The sequence below is a fragment of the Selenomonas sp. AB3002 genome (assembly GCF_000702545.1).
GTDB lineage: Bacteria > Bacillota > Negativicutes > Selenomonadales > Selenomonadaceae > Selenomonas_B > Selenomonas_B ruminantium_A.
The window spans coordinates 309,777-335,037 of sequence record NZ_JNIO01000007.1 but is presented as its reverse complement, the minus strand read 5'-3'; the positions used below and the strand labels follow the sequence as shown (position 1 = coordinate 335,037).

19 protein-coding genes are annotated in these 25,261 nt (G+C 56.2%); 8 read left to right on the top strand and 11 right to left on the bottom strand.

Going from position 1 to position 25,261, the window contains the following annotated elements; all coding sequences use genetic code 11:
* Positions 1–184: 184 nt before the first annotated feature.
* Both P159_RS0107285 and P159_RS0107280 read right to left on the bottom strand, forming a co-directional pair.
* A complete protein-coding gene (locus P159_RS0107285; RefSeq protein ID WP_029542819.1) occupies positions 185–1,003 on the bottom strand; it encodes a flagellar hook-basal body protein in 819 nt (272 codons plus the stop codon).
* Between the two features lie 316 nt (positions 1,004–1,319).
* A complete protein-coding gene (locus tag P159_RS0107280; RefSeq protein ID WP_029542817.1) occupies positions 1,320–2,342 on the bottom strand; it encodes a rod shape-determining protein in 1,023 nt (340 codons plus the stop codon).
* A 340-nt stretch (positions 2,343–2,682) separates the two neighbouring features.
* Here P159_RS0107280 and P159_RS0107275 point away from each other — a divergent pair, with 340 nt between their 5' ends.
* On the top strand, positions 2,683–3,639 hold the full coding sequence (locus P159_RS0107275; protein WP_029542815.1) for an L-lactate dehydrogenase: 957 nt from the start codon (positions 2,683–2,685) through the stop codon (positions 3,637–3,639).
* 187 nt (positions 3,640–3,826) lie between these two features.
* Here the strand turns inward: P159_RS0107275 and P159_RS0107270 are convergent, their stop codons facing one another.
* From P159_RS0107270 to P159_RS0107255, 4 genes are all read right to left on the bottom strand, one after another.
* A complete protein-coding gene (locus tag P159_RS0107270; protein ID WP_029542814.1) occupies positions 3,827–4,357 on the bottom strand; it encodes a hypothetical protein in 531 nt (176 codons plus the stop codon).
* A gap of 131 nt (positions 4,358–4,488) precedes the next feature.
* The gene (locus P159_RS0107265) at positions 4,489–6,831 is read right to left on the bottom strand and encodes an FAD-dependent oxidoreductase (protein WP_029542812.1); all 2,343 of its coding nucleotides are present in this window, start codon (positions 6,829–6,831) and stop codon (positions 4,489–4,491) included.
* A 373-nt stretch (positions 6,832–7,204) separates the two neighbouring features.
* Positions 7,205–8,836 carry a glutamate synthase-related protein gene (locus P159_RS0107260; RefSeq protein ID WP_029542810.1) on the bottom strand — a complete coding sequence of 544 codons (1,632 nt, stop codon included), beginning with the start codon at positions 8,834–8,836 and terminating at the stop codon, positions 7,205–7,207.
* On the bottom strand, positions 8,824–9,930 hold the full coding sequence (locus tag P159_RS0107255) for a glutamate synthase (RefSeq protein ID WP_029542808.1): 1,107 nt from the start codon (positions 9,928–9,930) through the stop codon (positions 8,824–8,826). The genes P159_RS0107260 and P159_RS0107255 overlap by 13 nt, the downstream gene beginning before the upstream one ends.
* Positions 9,931–10,209: 279 nt before the next feature.
* On the opposite strand from P159_RS0107255, the gene P159_RS0107250 reads away from it, so the two are divergent.
* From P159_RS0107250 to P159_RS0107240, 3 genes are all read left to right on the top strand, one after another.
* Entirely contained in the window at positions 10,210–11,397 is a 1,188-nt protein-coding gene (locus P159_RS0107250) for an anaerobic nitric oxide reductase flavorubredoxin (protein ID WP_029542806.1), read from the top strand.
* 223 nt (positions 11,398–11,620) lie between these two features.
* On the top strand, positions 11,621–12,994 hold the full coding sequence (locus P159_RS0107245; protein WP_029542804.1) for a PTS transporter subunit EIIC: 1,374 nt from the start codon (positions 11,621–11,623) through the stop codon (positions 12,992–12,994).
* A gap of 162 nt (positions 12,995–13,156) precedes the next feature.
* Entirely contained in the window at positions 13,157–14,377 is a 1,221-nt protein-coding gene (locus P159_RS0107240; protein ID WP_029542802.1) for a hypothetical protein, read from the top strand.
* Here P159_RS0107240 and P159_RS0107235 read toward each other — a convergent pair.
* The 4 genes from P159_RS0107235 to P159_RS0107220 all read right to left on the bottom strand — a co-directional run bounded on the left by P159_RS0107235 (position 14,326) and on the right by P159_RS0107220 (position 20,082).
* A complete protein-coding gene (locus tag P159_RS0107235) occupies positions 14,326–16,233 on the bottom strand; it encodes an LTA synthase family protein (RefSeq protein ID WP_185753659.1) in 1,908 nt (635 codons plus the stop codon). The genes P159_RS0107240 and P159_RS0107235 overlap by 52 nt on opposite strands.
* 20 nt (positions 16,234–16,253) lie before the next feature.
* On the bottom strand, positions 16,254–17,195 hold the full coding sequence (locus tag P159_RS0107230) for a 2-dehydropantoate 2-reductase (RefSeq protein WP_029542798.1): 942 nt from the start codon (positions 17,193–17,195) through the stop codon (positions 16,254–16,256).
* 71 nt (positions 17,196–17,266) lie between these two features.
* Complete coding sequence (locus P159_RS0107225; RefSeq protein ID WP_185753658.1) at positions 17,267–18,943, bottom strand: hypothetical protein; 1,677 nt, start codon at positions 18,941–18,943, stop codon at positions 17,267–17,269.
* A 215-nt stretch (positions 18,944–19,158) separates the two neighbouring features.
* The gene (locus P159_RS0107220; protein WP_221174076.1) at positions 19,159–20,082 is read right to left on the bottom strand and encodes an AAA family ATPase; all 924 of its coding nucleotides are present in this window, start codon (positions 20,080–20,082) and stop codon (positions 19,159–19,161) included.
* Between the two features lie 135 nt (positions 20,083–20,217).
* Here P159_RS0107220 and P159_RS0107215 point away from each other — a divergent pair, with 135 nt between their 5' ends.
* From P159_RS0107215 to recQ, 4 genes are all read left to right on the top strand, one after another.
* Positions 20,218–20,793 carry a uracil-DNA glycosylase family protein gene (locus P159_RS0107215; protein ID WP_139283618.1) on the top strand — a complete coding sequence of 192 codons (576 nt, stop codon included), beginning with the start codon at positions 20,218–20,220 and terminating at the stop codon, positions 20,791–20,793.
* Positions 20,794–20,810: 17 nt separating this feature from the next.
* On the top strand, positions 20,811–21,359 hold the full coding sequence (locus P159_RS0107210) for a hypothetical protein (protein WP_029542792.1): 549 nt from the start codon (positions 20,811–20,813) through the stop codon (positions 21,357–21,359).
* A 169-nt stretch (positions 21,360–21,528) separates the two neighbouring features.
* Positions 21,529–22,101 (top strand): carbonic anhydrase, encoded by a 573-nt coding sequence (locus P159_RS0107205; RefSeq protein ID WP_029542791.1) that lies wholly within the window; start codon positions 21,529–21,531, stop codon positions 22,099–22,101.
* A 191-nt stretch (positions 22,102–22,292) separates the two neighbouring features.
* Positions 22,293–24,071 (top strand): DNA helicase RecQ, encoded by a 1,779-nt coding sequence (gene recQ / locus P159_RS0107200; RefSeq protein WP_029542789.1) that lies wholly within the window; start codon positions 22,293–22,295, stop codon positions 24,069–24,071.
* A gap of 310 nt (positions 24,072–24,381) precedes the next feature.
* On the opposite strand, the gene P159_RS0107195 is transcribed toward recQ, so the two are convergent.
* Positions 24,382–25,227, bottom strand: a complete 846-nt coding sequence (locus P159_RS0107195) for a MurR/RpiR family transcriptional regulator (protein ID WP_029542788.1) — start codon at positions 25,225–25,227, stop codon at positions 24,382–24,384.
* Positions 25,228–25,261 lie beyond the last annotated feature (34 nt).

Below are 25,261 nucleotides of genomic sequence, written 5' to 3'. Positions count from 1 at the left end.
AATGCATTCTCTGAATTATAAGGCCATTGTTCCAGTTTTGCCGTAGGCAAAACTTCCTCTTGGCCTTTCAACGAGGCGGGAGATATTAGCGCGCCGCCTGTTAGTAGTTTGCCGCCCCCACTTATGGAAGTGGGGGACATCTTGTACTCGTTATATCGGAGGAAACCCTCATTTTCTTAAGCGATTATCCGGAAACAGTAGCAACTTCATTGACGGCCTTTTCAAGCAGCGTATCCTGAGTTGTCACAGCCTTGGAACCAGCTTCGTACACCCGGTAGTTATTGATGAGCGCCACCATCTCCGACACCACCTGTGTATTGGAAACCTCCAGCACACCCTGCTCAATGGTGCCCGTGGCTGGCTGGGGCTGGGCCCCTTCCTGGGGGAAGTAGAGGCTCTCCCCCTGCTTCAGCACCGCCCTGGGGTCAGGGCCGAAGCTCACGAATTCCAGCCGCCCCAGAACCTGCCGCTGACCGTCCACCATGGCAGAAAACTCCCCCTCCGGGGTGACGTTCACCTGTATGGCATTGCGGGGAATGATGATGGCGGCGCCTCCCTGCCCCCGGACTCTCTGCCCGTTCACCGTCTGCAGCTCCCCGGTGCTGCTGCGGAAAAAGCTTCCGTTCCTGGTATAGCGCACCCCCTGGGGCGTATCCACAGCGAAGTAGCCATCCCCGGAAATGCCCAAATCAAGGGGATTGCCCGTGGTCTGGAAGCCCCCCTGGCTGTGGTCTGTGGCAATCTCGTCAATATAAGAACCCAGCCCCAGGGTGCCCACTCTGGGCAGGTTGTCGCCCACGTGGAACTGCTTGAAAGTGGTGACATTTCCCCTGTCCGTACCGTCATTGATGCGACGGATCAGCATGGGCTCAAATTCCATGTTGATAGCTTCGTCCCGCTTGTAGCCTGCAGTATTGGCATTGGCCAGATTGTTGGCCAGGGTATCCGTGCGCTTCATCTCGGTGATCATGCCCGAGGCAGCCGTATAAAGTCCACGCCACATAAGCCTTACCTCCATACAGGATTTATCATCTTTTTTGCAAAATTATGCTAATTATTGAAGGCGATACCTCAAGTTAATTCTATACTTCGCCATCAAAACAAAAAACCCTCTCTTAGGAACTGGCAATAAATAAAATTTAAGATAGGACGCAGGATAAATCTTCATAGGCAAGGCGGAGGAAGGAGACATAGCGACGCGAAGCTAGTCCTTTAGGGTGGTGCTATGTCGACTGACGACAACGATGCCTATGGAGATTTAGACAAGTCAAATCTAAAATTTATTTATGAACAGTTCCTTACGAGAGGATTAAACTTATTTATTTGGAAAAACGGGTATTCATGGCTTTGCCGTCAAAGCGGGAGAAGGCATCCAGGGCCTTGCCGCAGCCCAATGCCACGCAGCTCATGGCATCCGTAGCCAGGGCCGCGGGAATCTGAGTCTCGCGGCGTATAAGCTCATCGAGGCCGTAGAGCATGGCACCGCCGCCGGTAAGCACGATGCCACGGTCCATGATATCTGCAGCCAGTTCAGGCGGCGTATCCTCCAGCACCTTTTTCACACAGTCCACAATGGAGGTAACGGACTGGCAGACAGCCTCATGGGCCTGAGTCGTATTGATCTGCACAGTCTTGGGCAGGCCGGAAAGCAAATCGCGGCCGCGAATGTCCATGACCTCATTGCGGGCATCGGCAAAAGCCGCGCCCACCTCCATCTTGATGTTCTCGGCGGTACGCTCGCCAATCATGAGGTTGAACTCTTTCTTCACATAGGCGATGATGTCAGTGTCGAACCTGTCACCAGCAATGCGCAGGCTGGCACTCTGGACGATGCCCCCCAGGGAAATCACAGCGATATCTGTGGTGCCGCCGCCGATATCCACCACCATGGAGCCGTAAGGCTCGGAAATATCCAGACCGGCACCGAGAGCTGCTGCCAGAGGCTCCTCGATAAGCTGGGTGTGGCGGGCCCCTGCCTGCTCAGCTGCCTCCTGCACGGCCCTCTGCTCCACCATGGTGACGCCGGAGGGAATGCAGATCATGATGCGGGGACGGAAGACGAAGCTCCTGCCCACAACCTTCTCAATGAAGTGCCTGAGCATGGTCTCGGTGATGTCATAGTCAGCGATGACACCTTCCCGCAAGGGGCGGATAGCCACGATATTGCCCGGCGTGCGCCCAATCATGCGGCGTGCCTCCTCGCCGATGGCCAGCACCTTGTTGCTGTCCCTGTCCACTGCCACCACAGAAGGCTCGCGGAGCACGATGCCCTTGCCCTTCACATAAACCAGCACGTTTGCCGTGCCCAGATCGATGCCGATATCCATATTCATGCCAAACATAAAAACTACCCCTTACTATATATGAAACTTACGTATTTATCACTAGGTATTAAACCATGCTATATAATAACCTAAAACACCTTTCTATACAACACTTTTCAGCAAAACTTCACGGAAAAACAGCTTTACACGCACTACTCTAAATTGTCTAAAAAAAACCGCTTTAATTTCTATTTTTCACCGCATTGACAACTATTCTTTACGATGGTAGGATTGAACTAGATTCTAATGATATTTTTCACAAACCGGCCCGGTCCACCACAAAAATAACCTGGTCGGTTTTACTGTGCGGCTCGGGACTTCCGGGTTGCACTTCTATGTTACAGGGGGTTTTTGAAAAATGAACAACAGAAGAAAAATCGTTGTCATCGGTGCCAGCAATGTAGGTTCCGCCGTAGCCAACAAGATCGCTGATTTCCAGCTGGCTACTGAGGTAGCTCTCATCGACCTCAACGAGGACAAGGCTTGGGGCGAGGCTAAGGACTCCAGCCATGCCACTTCCTGCGTCTACAGCACCAACATCAAGTTCCACCTCGGCACCTATGAGGACTGCCGTGATGCAAACATCATCGTCATCACCGCTGGTCCCTCCATCCGCCCGGGCGAGACTCCGGACCGCCTGAAGCTGGCTGGCACCAACGCCAAGATCATGAGCTCCGTCATGGGCGAGATCGTGAAGTACACGAAGGAAGCCATGATCATCATGATCACCAACCCGCTTGATGTGGCAACTTATGTTGTTTCCACTCAGTTCGATTATCCCCGCAACCTCATCCTGGGCACCGGCACCATGCTGGAAACCTATCGTTTCCGCCGCATCCTGGCTGACAAGTACCAGGTGGATCCGAAGAACATCAACGGCTATGTTCTCGGTGAGCACGGCAACAGCGCTTTCGTAGCATGGTCCACCACCGGCTGCGCAGGCTTCGAGCTGGAGCACCTGGATGAGTACTTCCACCACACCGACAAGCTGGATAAGCAGGCTGTGGAGAACGAGCTGGTGCAGGTCGCTTACGACGTCATCAACAAGAAGGGCTTCACCAACACTGGTATTGCCATGGCAGCTTGCCGCTTCATCAAGGCTGTGCTGTACGATGAGCACACCATCCTGCCCTGCTCCGCAGTCATGGAAGGCGAGTATGGCCTCCACGATGTGGCCCTCTCCATTCCCCGCATGATCTGCTCCACTGGTATCATGCGCTCCTTCGAGGTGCACCTCACCGATGCAGAGCTTGAGAAGCTCCATGCAGCAGCCAAGAGCGTCCGCGGCGCTCTCGATGGTGCAGGCATCAAGTAAGAATCACCCCCATACGAACTTCAAGGCCCCCGGCACATTGCCGGGGGCCTCTTTGTATTTAGACAAGTTCAGGACAGGGGCATGACATAAGCGGAACGTGTGAAATTTTTCCACAGGAAAAATTTCAAATGAAGCGTTGCCATGCTCCCTGTCCTGAACGACTTCATCTGTTATGCCAACTAAAATCTCAAAATATGTCGCCTCTGCTGTAGAAGCCTCCGCCACTCTCGCGGCGTTTCTGCTTCAGGCGGTCACTCTTGAGGATGGGCTTGCCGCTGGTGTCCTTGTATTTGTTGTAGGTTTTGGCCAGGAACTTGCCATCAGCCTCTCGCCTGCCATTGCCATCCTTCCTGCTCCCCCGCAGGTTATCGGTGAGACGCCGGGAAGCCAGATCCGCCCGCTTTTTGGCAAAGGTGGCAATGCAAGCCTTGCAGAAAAGTCCCTCGTCGATGGTCTTTCCACAGCCCCGACAAGGATGGGCAAAGATTGCCCTGCGTTCTCCCAAAAATCCTTCCTTGCTCATGCGTTTGAGAACTTTGCCAGAAAGGCCGGTTTCCCTGGCCAGGGTCATCATATCTGCCCCGGGATTGGCCTTGAGATAGTCACGCACAACCTGCCGCTCAGCATCCTGCTTTTCCCTGCAGGCGGGACAGCAGCCCTCTCCATAGTCCACAAAGACCTTATGGCAATAGGGACAATTCTTCAGTTTACCTTCCATGCTGCCACACCCTTTCCTGGTTGGAATTCTTCAAAGGTGGTACTTCGACATAAGGCAGCAATAATCCTTCCATCAGAAAAAGGAAACCGCACCAGACTGGCACGGTTTCCCTCATCTTCAATATTTCAGTTTTACGCTCCGGCCCCGGTGGAGTACATCTTGATTTCCTCCGGATTGTCCTCTATGCTCCAGACGCCGCAGGGGCAGACACCGGCGCAGACGCCGCAGCCGATGCACTTCTCCGGATCGGAGACGTATTCCCAGCTGCCGTCTTCTTTCTCCACGCGGGTGATGGCCTTCTCCGGGCAGGATTCCAGGCACATCTTGCAGTCACGGCAGGTGCCGCAGCTGACGCAGCGGGCGTGGTCCTCAGCCGCATCGCCCAGAGCGCAGTGATGGCACTTGTCGAAGTAAGCCTTGGAAAGGCGCTCAGCGGGAATCTTGGCCTTCTCCGGGAAGGGCACGGTTTCGCTGCCAGCCAAATACTGGTCAACATACCAGGCGGCCTTCCTGCCGCTGCCGATGGCATCAGTGAGGCGGCCGGGCTTGATGGTATCGCCGGCGGTGAAGACGCCCTTGGCAAGGCTCATATCAGCCTTAGGCACCACCCAGCTGCCCCGGAAGAACTCGATGCCCTCATTCTCAGGCAGGAAGTCCAGTTCCGGCTCCTCACCGATGGAGACGATGACCTGGTCAGCAGGAATGAACTGGCCGCCCTTGCCATAAACGCCCTCTTTGGTGATTTTCTCAGTGAAGAAGGGCCAGACCAGCTTGCCGCCCAGACCTTCGATGTAGTCGATTTCCTCCTTGAAGGCAGCGGGCTTCTGCACATCCACTGCCACCACGGACTCGGCTCCCATCTCATAGGCGCCGCGGCAGGTATCCATGCCGGAGTTGCCGGCACCGATGACAACCACGCGCTTGCCCGTGAGGGGCTTCTCGCCGCGGTTGATGGCCTTCAAATACTCAAGGCCCATGGTCAGAAGCTCCTTGCCCTCCCAGGGGAAGAAGCGGGACTTGGTGCCGCCGGCAGCCACCACTACTGCGTCATTCTCATTGCGCAGCTGGGCGAACTTCTCTTTATCAACCTTGCAAGAAGTGACGAACTCAACGCCCAGGGACTGGATGCGCTTCAGCTCTGCTTCCAGCAGCTCATGGGACAGGCGTCCACGGGGGATGACCTGCTCCAGCTTGCCGCCCATGCGCTCAGCTTCATCGTACACCGTGACGCTGTGACCCTTCAAGGCCAGCTGCCAGGCAGCAGAGAGGCCGGCCACGCCGCCGCCCACCACGGCCACCTTCTTGCCCGTGGCCTCTGCAGCCTTGGGAGCAGGCAGGAAAGCGCTCTTGTAGCCCAAATCGCCAATCTGGATAGGCGTATCAATGGTACCACGGGTACAGCCTTCCATACAAGGGTTGGGGCAGACAGAGCCGCAGACAGAACCCGGGAACGGCGTGTACTTCAGTTCCAGCTGGAAAGCCTCGTCCAGCTTGCCCTGACGGATGAGATTGTAGCGCTGCTGGGTGGGAATGCCCGTGGGGCAGGAGAATTCGCAGGGAGCTGCAAATTTCGCATTGTCCCAGGAGGGAATCCGCAGGCGGTAAAGGCCCGTGGACAGGGTATTGTGCACCTCGAAATCATCGTGGCACACATCGGCGAAGATGCCGCCCTTCACCCAATCGTGCAGGCGGAAGTCCTGCATGGACTGCTTCTTGGGAGCATTGGTAGTCTTTTCCTCAAAGGTGAGGGGACGGAGTTTCTTCCACTCGCTCCATTCGGACAGCTCAGCCAGCAGGTCCTCATGGCCTACCCGCAACAGGAAGTCCTGCATACCGCCGGAGAGGAAATCGATATCCTCCTGAGCAAGCTCCGTGGAGACCATGTCTTTCGGCAGAGCCGGCACCGGGCCGCGCACATAGACAGTACCGCCCACCATGCCCACGCAGGGACGCTCTCCCAGCACGGAGGGGAAGTCAGCGCAGTCATAGCCGCAGACCACAGCCTTGCCGCCGCCCATGAACTCGAAGGAGAAGGAACCCACGTTCTTCAAAATCCAAAGCTCAGGCTCCTCATACACCGGGTCATGCTTCATGAGAGAGCCGGTACGGGTGCCGCCCCGGCCGCCGATGAAGATCTTGCCGCCGGAGGAGCAATGGCCTGCCGTATCGCCTGCGTCGCCCCGGACGGTAATGATGCCGCCGGCGTTCAGCCAGCCCACATCAGCAGAGGCGGATTCTTCCACCAGGATTTCCGTCCCCGGCAGGGCCATGGAGCCCACGCGCTGACCGGCATTAGTCACATGGAATTTCAGCTTCTTCCCCTGGGGATGCCAGAGGGGGCCGCCGATATCATGCTGGCCGGAAGCCTTGATGTCAAAATCAGTTTCCCCAGCCCTGACCGCCGCTTCTATCTTCAGCAGCAGGTCCTGGGTGGACATGCGCTCATGTCCCTGCATTGTATCTATCTTAAACATTTCGCTAACCTCCAAATACGAAGAACGGCTCTTTGATAAGTTGCCCTCCGGGGAGCAGGGGGCTGGCAACGCTACGCACGGATAGTTGGCTAAAAATATTTTTTGCCTTTAATTAATCCTGCGCACGCAGAACAACGCCCTTCGGTTGAACGTATTCTGCGTGCACAGGGTTGGACGAATGCAAAAAATATTTTCTTGACGCCAACAACCCTTACGCTTCGCTTTTGCCAGCTCCCTACTCCCCCATCAGCAATGCTCACGTAAGTGAGGGGAGAGGGTATAGCATAAGCGGAACGTGTGGAATCTGGCCGCAGGCCGGAGTCCAAGTGAAGCGTTGCTATGCCCTCGCCCTGAACGCCTCAACAGGCAAAACTCAGCAAACGTACTGCAGCCCCAGCTTCTCTGCCACGGCCTTGTCCGTAGACACCAGCGCGTCGCTTCTGCCGATAGGCAGGGAGCTGTTGCCGATGGGCGCCATGAGCTTCTTCAGCTCCGTATCGAAGGCCAGCACATAATCCACGATCTTCTGGGCTCCCTTGTCCACATCCAGCCGCTTCACCAGGCGCGGATCCTGGGTGCAGATACCCGTGGGGCACTTGCCCGTGTTGCAGGAATTGCAGCGGCCCTGCTCGTTGCCCACGCAGCCTAGCAGCTGAATAAGGACCTTGCCAACGAACACGCCGTTGGCGCCCAGGCACATCATCTTGAAGGCATCTGCTGCCGCATCGCCGGTCATGCCTATACCGCCGCCGCCGTAGAGGGGAATCTGCCCCTGGAGGCCCTGCTTCACGGCTGCCAGATAGCAGTCGCGAATCTTGGACACCACAGGATGGCCCGTGTGATCCAGAGAAATCTCGTTAGCTGCGCCGGTGCCGCCCTGGATGCCGTCCAGGAAGAAGCCGCCGCAAACCCGGTAGGGGTCACGGAGCAGGTTGTTGTAGACGGACACGGAAGTGGCGGAAGCCGCGCACTTGATGCCTACCGGCACCCGGAAACCGAAAGCCGCGCTCATGGAAAGGTGCATCTTCTGCACAGATTCCTCGATGGAGTAGAGGCCCTGATGGTTCGGCGGGGAAGCCAGGGTGGCTTTCGGCACGCCGCGGATGGCCTGCACATGCTCTGCCACTTTGGCGCTGGGCAGGAGGCCGCCGTCGCCGGGCTTGGCACCCTGGCCAATCTTGATGAGGATGCCCGCAGGGTCAGTCACCATGTGGGGCATGGCCTTGATGATGCGGTTCCAGCCGAAGTGACCGGAAGCAATCTGTATGATGAAGTATTTGAGGTAATCGCTTTTCAGGAGGTTACCCGGCATGCCGCCCTCACCGGAGCTCATGCGCACCGGCAGGCCGCATTTCTCGTTCAGATAGCCAACGGCCAGAGCCACAGCCTCCCAGGCACGGGTGGACAGGGCACCGATGGACATATCCGAGAAAATCAAGGGATAAATCCAATGCACAGGTGGGGTCGTGCCTGCAGGCACCAGCTTGCCATTTTCCACCTTCAGGGGCAGGTCTTTGGCAGACAACACCCGGCCAAAGGGGGAGCGGATGTCGAAGGTATGGCGGGCGGCATCCAGCGACGGGTCAGTCATCTGGGAAATGCGGCCTACCACGATGGAATCCAAGGTGCGCTGGGCGTTGAGATTGGTGCGGCCGCCCCGCTTCACCGGGCCGCTGTCCTTGGAAAGCAGGGTCTTGCGAGTATCGGGATTCCGCACCGGGCGGATGGCGTTGTTGGGGCAGATTTTCTCGCACATGCCGCAGCCACGGCAGAAATCCGTAAGGCTGGCCACCTGCTTGATAATGGGGCGGGCCACGAAGCTGTGCTTCGGCGTAGGCACACCTGCCTCAGACACCGTCAGGGACTGGGACTGCACCTCCACCTTGATGGCCTTGAAGGAGCATCCTGCCACGCAGCTGCCGCACATGGTACAGCGCTCTGCGTGATATTCTATCTTCCAAGTGAGGTCATTGACACTCACATCCTGAGTCCTTACTGCTTGCATCTCGTTACCTCCAGATTGTTGTCAATGAGCACGATTTCCCTCTCGTTGGGATAGATATCCAAAGACTCATCCCGCTCAGGCATGATTTCATTGATGCCGCAGACCTCGGATGAAATGGCCACCATGGTATCGGTGCGGCCCACCACCACCGGGCGCAGCTTCTTGGAATCGCAGCAGGTCATCATGCGGCCGTCCGGCAGTACGCCGATGACCGTATTGGGCCCGTTGATTTCCAGGTTTGCCAGAGACTGGCGGATTTCCAGCAATACCTCTTTGTCCTCCCGCTGCTGGATTTCCTCAAAGGGCAGCGGCGTGATAACATGCTTGTAGTACTCCAGAGGCCACTGCAATTCATGATGCACATAGTGAAGGGTATTCAGGAAGCACTGGGAATCGGACTCAAAGCCGATGTAGCCCCGGTGCAGGCTGGCCTGGAACTCCTTGTTCTTGGTATAGAAGGTATTCTCGCCATTGGCGCAGAGGGTGTAGCCCTGCAGGAAGAAGGGGTGAGCCGCATAGCGCACGATGTCGTAGTTGGTATTCTGGCGGCACTGGGCCACGATGCTCTTGGCAGCCAGGCAGCCATTGTCCTCCCAAAGGTGGAAGTAGGTGGCGATATCCCTGGGGTCGCCGATTTCCTTCAGGGTCAGCACATCCGGCCAGAAGGAATAGACAAAACCAGCATTGTTCTCCTCAAGGATTTTCCTCAGAGCCAGGCGGGTGTCCAGCAGCAGGTCTGCCTTCTCCCTGTCGCTCATGCGCTCTGCATCCTCGGGGTAATCGTAGTTGCGGAAGATGTAATAAGGCATAGCCTTGATATCCAGGCCCGGACGCTTGTCAGGGATGGGAATCCACTCTGCCAGCTGGACAAAGTTATGGGCATCCATGTAGTCCTCCACCAGCTGAGCGCCCTTCTGGGTGCAGGCCAGGGAAAGCAAAGGCTTGTCTTTGTAGCCGGAGAAGATTCCGTAAAGATCCTGCATCACCATGGCAAAGCCGGAATTGTCATGCCCCTCCTGCTGAGGCAGCATCAGATGAAGTGCCTTGGAAGGCTGGATGGGTACCTTGCTTTTGATTGACCCTATTCTGCACATAATGGACTCCCTTTCCAATACAAAATTTACATAGAATCCGTACCAAAGGAATCTAAGTCCTTCGCACGCGGATTTTTCGTTACAACGTAAGTATTATTATAGAAACTATGTAAACTCTTGTCAATTAGGGGGAAGCATTTTTCTATAAGTATACATAATACCTTGTATAATTATCATTGCATATTTGCATAGTTTGGATTTTTCAGTCTAAAGGTATTTCTATTTTTATGTCGAATTGAGAAAAATAAACACAGTAATTTACAGTCAGGAGGAATAGATATGGCACGCAAGATTACCGATAAAGTCACCTGGGTTGGCAAGATTGACTGGGAACTGGAGGAGTTCCACGGACACGAATTCACCACCCGCAAAGGTTCCTCTTACAATTCCTATTTAATAAGGGACGAAAAGACCGCCCTCATAGATACCGTCTGGAAACCCTTTGACGAGGAATTCGTGGCAAACCTCAAGCGTGAGGTTGACCTTTCCTCTATCGACTATATAATAATGAACCATAACGAGATAGACCACAGCGGCGCCCTGCCCGCGCTCATGCGGGAGATCCCCGATACCCCCATCTACTGCACCAGGAAGGGTGAGGAAATCATCCGGGGCCATTACCACGCAGACTGGAACTTCGTCAACGTCAAGACCGGTGACAGGCTGAGCCTGGGGGCTGCCGAGCTTATCTTTATAGAGGCACCCATGCTCCACTGGCCCGACACCATGTTCACCTATCTCACCGGTGAAAACATCCTCTTCAGCAACGACGGCTTCGGCCAGCACTATGCCACTGAGAGCCTGTATAACGATGCGGCCGACCAGGGAGAGCTTTGGGCAGAAGCTGTCAAATACTACGCCAATATCCTCAACCCCTTCAGCCCCATGGTGGCCCGCAAGCTGGCAGAAATCCAGAAACTGGACCTGCCCCTGCAGCTCATCTGCCCCAGCCACGGTGTTATCTGGAAGGACAATCCTGCCCAAATCGTGGAAGCCTATGCCAAATGGGCAGCCGCCTATCAGGAGAACCAGGTGACCCTCATCTACGACAGCATGTGGAACGCCACCCGCCGCATGGCCGAGTGCATTGCCGAAGGCATCAGGGAAGCGGCTCCTGAAACAACCGTGAAGCTCTACAACGCCGCCGTAGACGATAAAACAGAAATCTGCACAGAGGTTTTCAAGTCAAAAGCCATCCTCATAGGCTCCTCCACCGTGAACAATGGCTATCTCTACTCCATCGCCGGTATCCTGGAAATGATCAAGGGCCTGAAATTCAAGCAGAAAAAAGCCGCCGCCTTCGGCAGCTACGGCTGGAGCGGCGAAGCTGTAAAACAGCTGAGCGAATATCTGGAAAAGAGCGGGTTCGCCTTAGTCAATGAGGGCCTGCGCTGCGCCTGGCAGCCAGACGAAGACAAATTGGAAGAATGCAGAGAATACGGCAGGAAGTTCGCAGAAACCCTCTAACCCAGCTAACGTAAGTGAGGGACAGGGGCATGGCATAAGCGGAACGTGTGGAATTTTTCCATAAATCTTAGTGAGCGCAAGCTTCGCTCTGCAAAGCAGAGCAAAGCGCAGCGGGAGCTTAGATTCTATGGAAAAATTCCAAGTGAAGCGTTGCCATGCCCCTGCCCCGAACGCCTTAGAACGCCTTAGCATCGCTTGCTACAGAAAGGACTCACCTATACCTATGAACAAAAACCTATCCAACTCAGAACTAGCAAAAATCCTCTACGACCTGGCCGGCGGCCCCGCCAATGTGGAATCCGCCTACAACTGCATGACCCGCCTGCGCTTTCTGCTGAAAGACACGAAGATCGCCGACCAGGAAGCCATGAAACGTGTCCCCGGCGTCCTGGGCACCAATCTCATGGAACAGGAACTCCAGGTCATCCTTGGCCCAGGCAAAGCACTGGCAGTAACCAATGCCCTGCTGGAGCAAATCAAGCAAGAGCCCGCCCGTCCCGCCATCGGGGACGGCAAAGCCCTCCATGAAGAAATACGCCAGAAGAACAACACCCCAGTCAAGGCTTTCTTCAAGAAAATCGCCAGCATCTTCCTGCCCCTGATCCCCGCCTTCATAGGCTGCGGTCTCCTGACAGGCATCCTGGCCATCGCCGCCAAGATTGACCCCAGCCTCACTGCCTCCCCCCTCTGGCAGACCCTGGCAACCCTGGGCGGCGCCATCTTCTGGGGCATGAACCTCTTCGTAGGCTGGCAGGCCGCCAAAGTCTTCGGCGGCACCCCCATTTTGGGCGGTGCCCTGGCCGCCTTTGTCAGCCACCCGGGGCTCAAGGGCATCGAGCTTTTCGGCAACGAACTGCTGCCGGGCAGGGGCGGCATTATTTCCGTGATACTGATAGCAGCTTTGGCAGTATTTATTGAAAAGCGGCTTCACAAGCTGGTGCCGGAAATGCTTGACCTCTTCGTCACCCCCTGCCTGACCCTGCTGCTCTCGGGCCTGGCCGCCGTGCTGGTATTCCAGCCCATCGGCGGTGCCATCGCCTCCGCCATCGGCCAGGCCGCCACCGCCTCCATCACAGACGGCGGTGCCCCCGTAGGAGCCATCCTGGCCGGCATCTGGCTGCCCATGGTGATGATGGGTGTCCATCAGGTCTTCACCCCCATCCATGTGGCCCTGCTGGAACAATACGGTGTCACCATCCTCCTGCCCGTACTGGCCATGGCCGGGGCTGGCCAGGTAGGGGCAGCCATCGCCATCTATTTCAATACCAAGAACAAATTCCTCAAGAAAACCATTCTCTCAGCCCTGCCAGTAGGCATGATGGGCGTAGGCGAACCCCTCATCTACGGCGTGACCCTCCCCTTGGGCAAGCCCTTCCTGGGTGCCTGCCTGGGAGCCACCGTAGGAGGCGCCATCGAAGCCGGAGCCGCAGTTGGCGCAGGCGCCATAGGCATCTCCGGCCTGCCCCTTGCCCCCACGGTGAACAACATCCCCGTGTACCTCTTAGGCCTGGTGGCCAGCTACGCCGCCGGCTTCGCAGCTACCTGGCTGCTGGGGTTCGACGACCCGGAGGAGACGGAACTCCCCAAATCCATGTAACCACAAAAAGGCGGCCACGGCGGGCCGCCTTTGCTATTTCTGCACAACTACTAACTATCATGCAAAAGTGAAGGCAAACTGAGCAGAACTGCTGGCAGGAAACAAGTTGCAATGACACGAATATAGGGGCAAAGCCCATTATTCATCTACGGAGGTGACGATATGTTTCCTGTCAATACAATTCTATCCTTCGCTCTCCTTTTCCTCCTGCTCCTGCCCTGCGCTGAGGCGGCGGATGCTTATGCTGATGAGAGCGTTCTGCCTTTGGTGCTTGAGCGCCATGTGGAGCGCGTTGGCCCCCGGACTGATACGGGGGAGCTTGATATCTGCCTGAGCCATGCCTCTCTCCATCTGCGAAGCTATATCCATACTTACGGCCTGCTCGGTGGACGGCTGAGCTCCCATAGTTCTGAACAGACTCTCTCCCACCACTACGGCATGACCAACTACATAAAAAAAGCTGCCCAGATACATGAGCAGCGGCTGGCCGACGGATTGCCAGCAGATGGGGTATTCTTCCGGGAGAGGGAGCTGTTTGTCCGCCGGGCAGATACAGTAGCGGTAAGTTTCTTGGAGCGCAACCTCATCCATGAAGGAGGACCCTCCCTGGCAGGCGACTTGCATAGTGTCTATGGGCGAAACATCGACACGGAGAGCGGCAAATATATCACCCTGCCTGATGTGTTCACCGATGCTGAAGGGCTGGCTTCTGCCATCGCAACACAATTGCGCCGGGACTACACAGCTGCCCCCTTCGGTGATAATCTGGAGTCCGCTGTCTTTCACTGCCTGCAGGAAGGTGACAATCTCATAACCTCCCATCACGGCGGCACCTACGTTGCCGAAGGCAATGAGGGGGTGGGCACCTGGACCCTGGAGCCCCGGGGCGCCACTTTCTACTTCAATCCGCCGGGGCTTGGACCTGTGCGGGCTGGCATTTACTGCACCACCATCCTCTTTGACGAATATCCGGAGCTTTTCAAGGAAAAATACCGCCGCGGTCCCGCCTCCTACGCCATTGAACTGATGCCAGGCCTGCCAGTACGCACTCTCCTGACCAATGGAAAAGGGGCCGCCGTCGGCATTTACCAAACGGATTCCGGCCCCTATCTGAACTTTGGTCCTCTGCACTATCAGGATAAGCCTGCCAAGGATATTCGCCCCATCCTGGTAAGCCTGTCGGACGGGCGCAGCTTCCTCTATGTGGATGCCCTGCTGGAAGGCGGAGCCAAGCCACGTCATGAACTGCGGGTATTTTCCTCTGATGGCGATGCCATCACACGTCAGATCGAGACAAATGTTTCCCGCTTTGCTCCTGGCGCCGGCTTCACTTATTTCCCCCCTTTCAGCTTGCCCCCTGCAAATAAATCGCTGGCACCCTGATACCAGGTGATGGCTTCCTGTTCCAGCGCCTCATCCCGGGGCAGGGTGCGGTAGCGGCTTTGCTCGAAATCCTCTATCCCGTAAGTTTCCGAATGCTTCCCCGGCTTCAGGATAATCAGCTTGTCCCCCTTCACATAGCCCATGCTCTGATAGGTGCTGATGAAGGCCCTGTCCCCCGACTCCGGGCTGTGGAATATATCCCGGCCCATAAAGGAGGCTTCATAGGAAATCCCCAGCAGCCCCAGCAGGGTGGGCGCCAGGTCCATCTGGCTGATAAGTCGGTCTGTCTGCCCCGGCTCTATCAGACCGGGGGCGTAGATAAGGCAGGGAATGTGGTAGCGGCTGATGGGAAGCTCTGCCTTGCCGGCAGCCCGGGACTGATGGTCGGCCACGATCACGAAAACCGTATGGTCAAACCAAGGCATCTCCCTGGCCCGCTGGAGGAAATCCCAGATGGCCCAGTCCGTGTAGAGGACGGCAGATTCCCGCACCCCCTGCGGGGCATCCACACGCCCCTCGGGGAAGGTGTAGGGGCTGTGATTGGTGGTGGTCATGACCATTTCCAGCGCCCGTTCCCCCCTGGCCTCGTGCTCGTCCAGCGCCTTCATCACCTGAGTGAAAAGCACTTCATCTGCCACCCCCCAGGCGGTTTCTTGTATGACCTCTTCCTGTGGTATATCCACCCTGTCCCGGATGGTGTAGCCATTGCCGGAGAAAAAGCCATTCATATTGTCAAAATAGCCATAGCCGCCGTAGACAAAGTCCCTGGCATAGCCGTTCTGCCGCAATGCCTCACCCAGGGTGGAGAGGTTTTCCGTCCCCGGCCGCCTCAGGATGGATTGTCCCGGCGTGGGAGGCACCGAAAGGCTGAGGGCCTCCAGCCCCCGCACGGTACGGGTACCTGTGGCGTACATGCGGGTAAAGATAAAGGACTCCCCCGCCAGCTCATCCAGATGGGGGGTATAGGACTTTGCACCGCCAAAGGCCCCGCAGTAATCAGAGCTCAGGCTCTCCACGGTAATGAAGACGATATGGGGCTTTTTCATACTAAGTCCGTTGTCATTTTCCACCCGGCGCCTTATGCCATCATCTTCTACATAAGAGGCATTGGGGGCCGCCAGCAGCTGCCGCAGGCGAAAAAGCGTCAGGCTGCGGTCTTCTTCGGGATAGAATTGATGATAGTCCAGCTCATTGGCAAAAAAGGCGTGCACAAAACCATAAGGCCCATTGCCGGATAATTCGATATTGTACTGGTTTGGGCTGACCTTTTCCCGCCAGTCATCCCTGGTGTTCGTAGTGACCAGAGTCAGAATGAGCAGGATGAGCAGCCCTTCCAGCGCCAGCCGCCGGGGCTCCTTCTGCCGAAAGGGCGGCTGCAGGTATTTGGCCTGCCACCAGGCCAGCCCTCCCGCTGCCAGCAGGAGAACCGGGATAATCACCCCCACGGGATAGGCTTCAACTATGTTGCCCAGCATTTCCGTGGTGTAGATGAGGTAATCCACCGCAATGAAGTTGAAATTCGTGTGAAATTCCTGCCAAAAGAAAAACAGGGAAGCAGAGGAAAAGGCCAGCAGGAAATTCATCAGGAATCCCGCCCCCAGCACCAGCCCCCGCCCCCATTTCCTGTTCAGCCAGGAAGTGGGCAGGATGAGCAGCAATAGTGCTGGCGGCAGCACAAAAAAGAGCGCTGAGCAGGCATCATAGCCCAGCCCCAGGGCGAAGGTCTTTGCCACCTCCCCCACCCTTAGGGAAACACTGTCAAAACTGCTCAAAAACAAGACCAGGCGCAAAACAGACTGGCTGACCACGAAAGTGACAAACAAGGCCCCCAGGTAGCGCATACGGTGAAAATTCATGCCACACATCCTTCGGAAAATCAAAGCCCCTTGTCCCGGAGCACTTTCTCAATCTCTTCATAAACCGGCACTTTCACACCGGCTCTGGCGGCCATTCTGACCACCTCATAGGCAAGCCCCTCCACTTCCGATGGCCTGCCTGCTTCTACGTCCCTCTGCATGGAGGAAGTGGCTTCGTCAACCATATCATCCACCAGCTTCAGGTTTATTTCCAGCATATCCTCAGGCAGTTTGATATCCTGAGCCTTGGCAATGGCCATGAGCTCTTTCACCAAGGCGATGAATTTCTCCCGATAGGCGCCGCCCTCATGCAGGTCGGCGCCTCTTGTGCCGTAGGCGGCTCCCAAAGAAGCCATAGGGGAAATGAGGGTGAATTTGCGGAAGCAGTCAGCCTCTATCTGGTGGGAGTGGGCAGCCTTAGCCCCCGCCTCCGTCAGCTCTGCAGTGAGCTTGTCCAGAACAGGTTCTGCCAGCTGTGAAACCGACTCAGATGTGCCCCGGCGCAGGCCGTAGACCACCCGGAAGAGATTGCCCCCCATCTTGATATGGCCCGGCTCCCCCTTCTGGCTGAAGATGTAGATGCAGCCGTCAGTGACGATTTTCTCCGGCAGCTCCTCCTGCAGCCTGCCGCCGGTGCCGTAGATATTCAGGATGGGGATGATGAGGGTATGGCTTCCTGCCGCCTGCTGCAGGAAGGGCGCAGCCTCTGACATGGAATAGCCCTTGAGGCAGACAAAGACAATATCCGGGGTCTCAGCGCCTGCCTGCAGGTAGCCAGGCATATCATAGGCGGGGACTTTCACCGTGAAGCTCTCCTCAGGCAAATCTACAGTGAGGCCCTCCTTCTGTATAGCTGCCAAATGGCTGCCCCGGGCAATCAGAGCGACCTCCTGCCCTGCCCGCGCCAAAAATCCTGCCAGAGCACCGCCAGTACCGCCTGCGCCGATGATCAAATATCTCATTTTCGCTCCCCCTTACAAACTATGAACCGCTGAACAACTCTCATATCAATATACCAAACTTATGTGCCGTGTCAATATTCTTCAATCTCAGCCGCCAGCAGATCCCCGACCTTCTGCGCCAGTTGGGACAAATCCTGCAGCCTTATATAGTTCTCCCCATAAATCTTCCTGGCAAAATCCTCGGCAATTTCCTCTGCAAAGACGCTGTTGACCAAGGCCAGCACCTTGATGCCCTGCTTCCTCAGTTCCTTGACTGAATTCGCGGTATCCTCCATGGCCTCCTGCCCGCCATAAATATGAGCAGGACCAAGACCATGGGCAGGAAGCCCTGCCTCGTCGCTGGGATTGGCGTCGGTGAGAATCAGGAGGATTTTCCGCCCCCTGGCCCCGTGAAACAGTTCCGGTACGGCCCTCAGGGCCAGCCCGTCCCGGTTCCAGCCCCTTGCCTCGTAGGAAAATATCCCTTCCGCTGAAGTCTCCGTAAAAGTCTTCAACTGCCTGAGCACCGTGCAGCCTCCTTCGCTGAAAAAAGAAGCCGCCCCAAGGGGAATCCCCGCCTGTCCCATGGCTTCGGCAATGAGGCAGGCCTGGCTGGCAATGACGGCCTGACGGCTTTCTCTGGAGGCTGAGGCATCCAGCAGGAGCAGCAGGGAAAATTCTCCATAATGGGCAGGCTCCATGGCAGAGAACACCCGCTCATCCCGCAGGTAAAGCCCCCGCCAGATACGGCCCGGAGAAAGCCTGCCTCTTCTTGACGGCAGCTCCATAGGCTGGCGGTGTACCAGCAGGCTGTTTTTCAGACGATGAGCAAGGTCCCTCAGTTCCGTGCGATATCTTGCCTGCTGCTTTGCCAAGAAGTCCAGATTCTCCTGCCGCAGCTGCCCACGCTCTGCCGTGAGCCAAAGCCTGACTCTGGCATGGGGGCCGCGGCAGTAAAAAGCCTCCAGCTCCCTCTGCCTCTCCCTGCCCCAGAGGGGCGCACCAAAACGCTCTGTCAGTTCCTCATCCCCCAGCCTATGGCCCTGCAGCCCAGGCAGGGGGATTTTCCTTGGTCCTGCTTCTGCTCCCGCCAGCTCCATGAAGGAACCGTTCCCCTGGCCCCACTGGTGGGCATGGGGCAGGACTTTCCCCAGCAAGGCCCGCAGCCTGGGATTCAGTCCGAAATGCAGCACCCTCCTGCCCGGGCTTTCCCAATGGAAGCGGAAGAACCTTTCAATGATGCCCTCCATGGCGGAGATGACTGCCCCGGTATCCATTTCTCCCGTAAACCGCAATGCCTCGTAAAGCCGCTTGTCCCAGGGATTCAGTATCCGCACCTTCTCCCCCAGGATTTCCCGGCAGCGGATGCACTTCAGGGTATGGGCCAGCTCCTGCCGCATCATCAGCTGCTGCATGGCAAGGTCAGTGTCCTCTGCCAGAAAAGTCTCCGCATGACGGCGGCGCAAATCTTTCAGCACAGGGCGGTGAGGCTGTTCCCTTTGAAAGGCCGCCTCCTCCAGCCCCAGCCAGAAAAGCTCTGTGAAAAGTTCACCCAGCAGGGAATGATTCAATTCACGAAAATAACCAGAGAGCCTTTCCACCTCATAATGCCTGTGCACAAAGCCCACAATAGAGTTGAGATAAAGGTCAGGCTCCCCGCTCTGCTGAAAAGCCAAAAACTCCGGCCGAAAGCCATAACTTCCCGCCGCCGACCAGACCATATTGAGGGCCCGCTTCTTCCTCCCCAGCTTTAAGGATTCATAAGCCACCAACATCCCCCCTCATTTCCAAGCACACGCCCTGCCCCCACCAACCGCCAGTAAGTAAGGGACAGGGGCATGGCATAAGCGGAACGTGTGGAATTTTACCATAAATCTTAGCGAGCACAAGCGCAGCTCTGCGAAGCAGAGCTGCACGCAGTGGGAGCTTAGATTCTATGGTAAAATTCCAAGTGAAGCGTTGCCATGCCCCTGTCCCGAACGCCTTAGAATGAAAAAAACTCCTTTGCCCCCCAATCCTCCGACACCCGCAAGGCCAGAAGATCCTCCACCAATGTCTTCTCCTGGACATCGAAGCACTTATTCACCAGTCCCATGGCCAGCGCTTCCTTAACGGTCAGTCCCAAGCGGATAAGCCGCACAGATTCCAGCAGCCCTCGCAAATCCAGCGCCCGGCCTGAGATTTCCTTTTCCTCATACTTCTTGCGGATATCCATGAAAAGCGCCGCCAGCATCTGCCCTGCCTCCTGACGCAGGTCAGGGAACTCATAGGAGAATAGCGCCATGAGTTCTTCCTCCCCCGGCACCGGCAAATGCAGCACCACAAAGCGGGACAAAAGCGCCTCATTGAGTTCCCGCGTCCCCGCATACCCGTAGTTCATAGTGGCAATGAACCTGGCTGCCGGGTGCAACTGCAGCTGCTCATACCCTGGCACTTCCAGCAGCCGCCGATGGTCCAGCAGAGAGTGAAGCACCGCCATGGCCTCATTGCGGGCCATATTGATTTCATCCAGGATGCACACGCCTCCTAAAGAAGCACACTCATGCACCGGCCCGGGGCGGAACTGCACCTCTCCTCCCTTGAAGGTATCCATGCCAATAAGGTAGGAAGCGTCCACATCAATGTGAAAGGAAACATTCCAGGCAGGCCGCCCCAGAAGCAGGGCCAGACTCTCTGCCAATATATTCTTCCCTGCCGCCTTTGGCCCCACCAGCAGCAGGTTCGCCCCAGCCAATAGCGCTGCCAGAGCCTGCTCCAAAATCTCTTTGCCAAAATAAGGGTAGCGGGGCACAGCCACCTTCCGCGTACCCTGCCAGGGATATTTCTCCCTAAAAGATTCCGCCTCACGCAAAAGTCCCGGCCTCAGCCCCTGCCCCGTCAGTAAGATCTTTGCTTCCTCTGCTGTCACGCACCCCATCTGCCTTTCTGTGAATCCGTCTTTACCATATTCTTAATTCTTTGCCTCTGCCAAAGTTCCTTCTTATTAGCCTTGTGGCGCTGAAAATGCTATACTAAAGTCAGTACATCAGGGGAGGGATTCTTCGTGACCTTAGGGGATAAGATAAGAGCATGCCATAACTGTGAAATAAGAAGACACCAGCTTCCGGTGATAGATGAGGCCGCCGAAGGGGATAAAGTCATCATCTGCGTGGACTACACCGCACCGCTACTGCCGCCGGAGGAGCGCAATGCCCCGCCGGAATTTGACCGCTGCTTTCCCGCCGGCCCCATGCTGGAGCCAGCCCTGAAAGACCTGGCCCGCTTTGGCTATAGCTTTTACGGCGCCTACCTTCTGAAGTGCCCGCCCCTCTCCAGCGGCAGGCCCCGAAAACCCAGCCGCTATGAGCTTGAAAACTGCTTCCAGCACCTGCTGGCAGAAATAGAAACCTTCAAACCTGTAGGAGTACTGATGCTGGGACAGGGGGTCTACATGAATGTGCTGCCGCTGCTGGGGCTCTCCCACCGCAAGTCCTACGGCTACTACTTCAACATCTACGAGCACAACGGCTTCAAGTACATAGCCGCTCCCCATCCGGGAACCCTGGACAAGCTGAGGGACAACATCCCCCTCTACATGGAAGGTATCGCCAGCGCCGTAAGACGGTGCAGCGAAGAATAAACTTAGGAAGGTGTATTATGGACTATACGAATTTCGAAGTGGGACAAAAATTCCCCCTGCCCATCAGAGAGCAGGGGGACGGGGGTCTTTTCCAGGCCGATGTGAACGGGCTCATGTTTATCCTGAAGCTCTCCCGCACGGACGTCATTGCCTGGGAGGCTTTCCGCACAGGGAAGATGGAGCTGGCCCTTTATGAAGAGGACGGTGTGCTGTTCTTCCTGTACCAGATAGACGGCATCTTCAAGGAAGGCTGGGGAGACGCCCCCTTGGGGCTCCCGCTGTTGAAGCCGGAGGAATGGCCCACAGAAGAGATCCTGCAGGACAAGACCCTGCATCTCTATCTGGTGGACAGCAACCTGCAAGTGCTGCTGTCCCTCAGGCAGGTGCAGCTGAATGAGCAGTTCCGCAGCACCATCAAGACTTACATAGAAAAACAGAAAGAAAACCACATTTCTCCAAAAGAATACACAGAAAAAGTCCACCACATCTGGCAACGCCTCACCTCCGCCGCCATGCGGGAAAGGGCAGCGGCAGTTCAGAAAGTTGAGATGACCCTGGGCCACTGATAGCAGCCTCCCCTATCCGGGGAGGCTATGTTTTTTCACAACTTTTCACTTAATGAAAGGAAACCTCTGCATTCATGCAGAATAGGTTCAACATATAATCAGCGTTATGCCACCCAAAACACGATATCAAAATTGCCCAAACATGGGAGCGAATAAGGAGGAATGCATTGTGTCCAAACTTCAGGATATGCTTGATGCCAATGCCGAATTCTGTGCCCATCCCCCGGCAGACTACACGCTGGAGGATTTGAAGAAGAGCAAGCTGCCCCAGAAGCAGGTGGCACTCATCACCTGTATGGACACCAGGCTGGTTAATTTTTTGGAACCAGCCCTGGGCATCGGCCGGGGCGAAGCCAAGGTCATCAAGACCGCAGGCAACGGCATCACCGGCGTCTTTGACGGCACCATCAGGAGCCTGCTGGTCTGCATCTACGAACTGGGAGTGAAGGAAATCTTCGTCATCGGCCATCACGAATGCGGCATGGCCAACACCACCTCCGAGGGGCTTATCAAAACCATGCTGGAGAGGGGCATATCCAAAGAAGCCATCCACATGATAAAAAAGGAGCTTACAGAATGGGCCGACGAGTTCCACCACCCGGAACAGAACGTCATCGACACAGTGGAGCTCATCCGCCTCAATCCCCTGATACCTGCAGACGTGGCAATCCACGGGCTAATCTTCCACCCCCGCACCGGCAAGGTTGATGTTGTAATGAACGGTTACGGCACTACAGCCTGAATCCTGGCAGCATCATCTGGCAGCAGCTGATAAAACAAGGCCCTGAGCATCCCCCATGCTCAGGGCCCTATTCTTTGGCCACTTGTTCAGAATCTAACCACATTGCAGTCATCAGCCCCACCACCTCCAATCTATGGTAAAATGGTAATACTGATAATTTACGAATCAAATTTACAGAAATAGGTGTTTTCATGGACAATCCATATATAGCCGAAGCCCAGTCCCTGCTGCGCAAGTACTATGGCTACCCGGACTTCCGGCCAGCCCAGCGGCCGGTGGTGGAGAGCCTGCTGTCGGGAGCAGATACCCTGGCCATCATGCCCACGGGAGCTGGCAAGTCCATCTGCTTTCAGGTGCCGGCTCTGGTTTTCCCCGGGGTGACTTTGGTCATCTCCCCCCTGATTTCCCTGATGAAGGATCAGGTGGACGCCCTCCAGGAGCAAGGGGTGCCTGCTACTTTCATCAACAGCCAGCTCACCGCCAGGGAATCCTCCCAGCGGCTGCAGGCCATTGCGGCGGGGCAGTACAAGCTGGTGTATGTTGCCCCGGAACGGCTGGATACTGATTACTTCCAATATATCATCGAGCAGCAGGAAATCTCCATGGTGGCGGTGGACGAGGCCCACTGCCTTTCCCAGTGGGGCCACGACTTCCGTCCCAGTTACCGGCAGATTGCCCCCTTCATCGCCAGCCTCCCCCGCCGTCCCCTGGTAAGCGCCTTTACCGCCACGGCTACGCCGGAGGTCAAGGAAGACATCGTAAACCTCCTGCACCTGCGCTCACCCCAGGTGCACGTAACAGGCTTTGACCGCCCCAACCTGTACTTCGAGGTGCGCCGGGGGGAAGACAAGAAGAAATTCATCGAAAAATACCTCAAGGCCCACAGTGATGAGGCAGGTGTCATCTACGCCGCCACCCGCAAGGAAGTGGACAAGCTCTATGAGCATCTGGCCAAGAAGAAATTCGCCGTGGGACGCTACCACGCGGGCCTTTCCGACAAGGAGCGCACAGAGGCCCAGGAGGATTTCCTCTATGACAACGTACAGGTCATCGTGGCTACCAATGCCTTTGGCATGGGCATCGACAAGTCCAATGTGCGCTTTGTCATCCACTACAATATGCCCAAGAACATCGAGGCCTACTATCAGGAGGCAGGCCGCGCCGGCCGGGACGGAGAGCCGGGCAGCTGCATCCTGCTCTATTCCCCCCAGGATGTCATGACCCAGAAATACCTCATCGACATCTCCACGGAAAACGAGGAGCGCAAAGCCCACAACCTGGGGTGCCTGCAAAAAATGGTGGACTACTGCCACACCCCCGAATGCCTGCGCCATTTCATCATCAGCTACTTCGGAGACAGAAGCGGCGAGGTGACCTGCGACAACTGCGGGAATTGCAAGGCAGGGCTGGAGAAAATCGATGTGACCCTAGATGCCCAGAAAGTCTTCTCCTGCGTCTACCGCATGAAGGAGCGCTTCGGCCTCAATCTGGTGGCCCAGGTACTGAAAGGTTCCCAGGACAAGAAAGTTCACGAGCTGCGCTTTGACCAGCTCTCCACCTTCGGCCTGATGAAAGAACGGAAGCTGGCAGATATCAAGCTGCTCATCCAAAGATTCGTAGCCACCGACTATCTGGCCATCACCGAGAGCAAATTCCCTGTGCTGACCCTGAAGCCCGCCGCCTATCCCGTGCTCAAGGGACAGGAAAAAGTCTTTCAGGCCGTGCCCAAGCCAGAGCCTGAAAAAACTCCCGCCGACTCCGGCCTCTTCGACAAGCTGCGCCGCCTGCGCAAAGAAATCGCCACCCGGGAGCACGTTCCTCCCTACGTGGTCTTTTCCGATGCCACCCTCAAAGATATGTGCGCAGTGCAGCCCAAGACACTTGACGAAATGCTGGAGGTCAAGGGCATCGGCGAGATGAAGCTGGAAAGGTACGGGAAAGAATTCCTCCAGTGCCTCCTGGAAGGATGACACTATTGAAGTTGGTTTGAAGTTGACAATGAAGTTGTGTTGAAGTGTATTTGAAGCAGTTCAATCATATCTTTGCCACTTGAAAAGCCCGAAGCGAAAATGCTCCGGGCTTTTACTCATATCATACGTCTCACCAGTTCTCCAGCATATACTGCACCAGCCTTGAAGAGTTCTTCGCCGCCTTCTGCTCGATAACCAGTCTCCTTTGCGTTTTACTTGGACTCTCCTGAGCCTTTCGACAAAACAGGGCTGATTCCTGCCATTTTGCAAGGCTTTCTTTGCTTCACAAGAAGAAACACCCCCGGCCATCTCACAGCCTCCTGGCGGCGATGACTTCCCTCATCTTCTGCAGGTTGGCCTGGTACTGCTCTGGCATCTTCATGGCCAGGCAGGTATAGAGGATATCGCCGATGGCCATGTGCACCAGGCGGGAGGCGGCGGCTTCCGAGCGGTAGTTCACCTCACGGCCCATGCCGATTAGGGCGATGTCTGCCCGGCGGGCCAGTTCCGACTGCGCATAGCTGGTAATGGCGATTACTTTGGCCCCTCTGGCCTTTGCAATCTGCACTGACTCCAGGATATCCTTGGTTGCACCGCTATGGGAAACGGCCATGACCACATCATGCTCGTCCAGCAGGGCTGCCGAGGTAACCTGCATATGGGCGTCACTGAAGGCCTGCACCGCCATGCCGAAGCGCAGGAAGCGGGTCTCCATATCCTTGCACACCGTAGCCGAGTTGCCAAAACCGTAGATAGCCACCCGTCGGGCTCCCTGCAGCAGCTCCACAGCCCTGGCAATCAGGGTGAAGTCCAGGATTTTCAGGGTGTCCTGCAGGCCGTCTGTTATATTGCGGAAAATCTTTCCCGCCACCGCTGCCTCACCGTCTTCTTTGCCAATGTCCCCGTAGGGAGTTTCCGCAGGACTGGACAGTTCCGAGGCCAGGGCAATCTTGAGGCTCTGGAGGCCGCCAAAGCCCAGCTTCTTGCAAAAGCGGGAAATGGTGATTTCAGCGCTGCCAGTATGCTGGGCGATTTCCGCCACCGTCTGCCCCATGATCTCATCCCTGTGCTCCGAAATATAGTCGGCAATCCGCTTCTCCGACTTGGTGAGATCATCATAGGCGCTGCGTAAAATAGGCAAAACCTGTTCTTTCATAAAGGCTCCCCTTTTCTGATGTTAGTATAATCAT

Bases quoted from the DNA above. Each gene is read 5' to 3' on its own strand.
- P159_RS0107285 (WP_029542819.1), bottom strand. From the start codon at position 1,003: ATGTGGCGTGGACTTTATACGGCTGCCTCGGGCATGATCACCGAGATG.
- P159_RS0107280 (WP_029542817.1), bottom strand. From the start codon at position 2,342: ATGTTTGGCATGAATATGGATATCGGCATCGATCTGGGCACGGCAAAC.
- P159_RS0107275 (WP_029542815.1), top strand. From the start codon at position 2,683: ATGAACAACAGAAGAAAAATCGTTGTCATCGGTGCCAGCAATGTAGGT.
- P159_RS0107270 (WP_029542814.1), bottom strand. From the start codon at position 4,357: ATGGAAGGTAAACTGAAGAATTGTCCCTATTGCCATAAGGTCTTTGTG.
- P159_RS0107265 (WP_029542812.1), bottom strand. From the start codon at position 6,831: ATGTTTAAGATAGATACAATGCAGGGACATGAGCGCATGTCCACCCAG.
- P159_RS0107260 (WP_029542810.1), bottom strand. From the start codon at position 8,836: ATGCAAGCAGTAAGGACTCAGGATGTGAGTGTCAATGACCTCACTTGG.
- P159_RS0107255 (WP_029542808.1), bottom strand. From the start codon at position 9,930: ATGTGCAGAATAGGGTCAATCAAAAGCAAGGTACCCATCCAGCCTTCC.
- P159_RS0107250 (WP_029542806.1), top strand. From the start codon at position 10,210: ATGGCACGCAAGATTACCGATAAAGTCACCTGGGTTGGCAAGATTGAC.
- P159_RS0107245 (WP_029542804.1), top strand. From the start codon at position 11,621: ATGAACAAAAACCTATCCAACTCAGAACTAGCAAAAATCCTCTACGAC.
- P159_RS0107240 (WP_029542802.1), top strand. From the start codon at position 13,157: ATGTTTCCTGTCAATACAATTCTATCCTTCGCTCTCCTTTTCCTCCTG.
- P159_RS0107235 (WP_185753659.1), bottom strand. From the start codon at position 16,233: ATGAATTTTCACCGTATGCGCTACCTGGGGGCCTTGTTTGTCACTTTC.
- P159_RS0107230 (WP_029542798.1), bottom strand. From the start codon at position 17,195: ATGAGATATTTGATCATCGGCGCAGGCGGTACTGGCGGTGCTCTGGCA.
- P159_RS0107210 (WP_029542792.1), top strand. From the start codon at position 20,811: ATGGACTATACGAATTTCGAAGTGGGACAAAAATTCCCCCTGCCCATC.
- recQ (WP_029542789.1), top strand. From the start codon at position 22,293: ATGGACAATCCATATATAGCCGAAGCCCAGTCCCTGCTGCGCAAGTAC.
- P159_RS0107195 (WP_029542788.1), bottom strand. From the start codon at position 25,227: ATGAAAGAACAGGTTTTGCCTATTTTACGCAGCGCCTATGATGATCTC.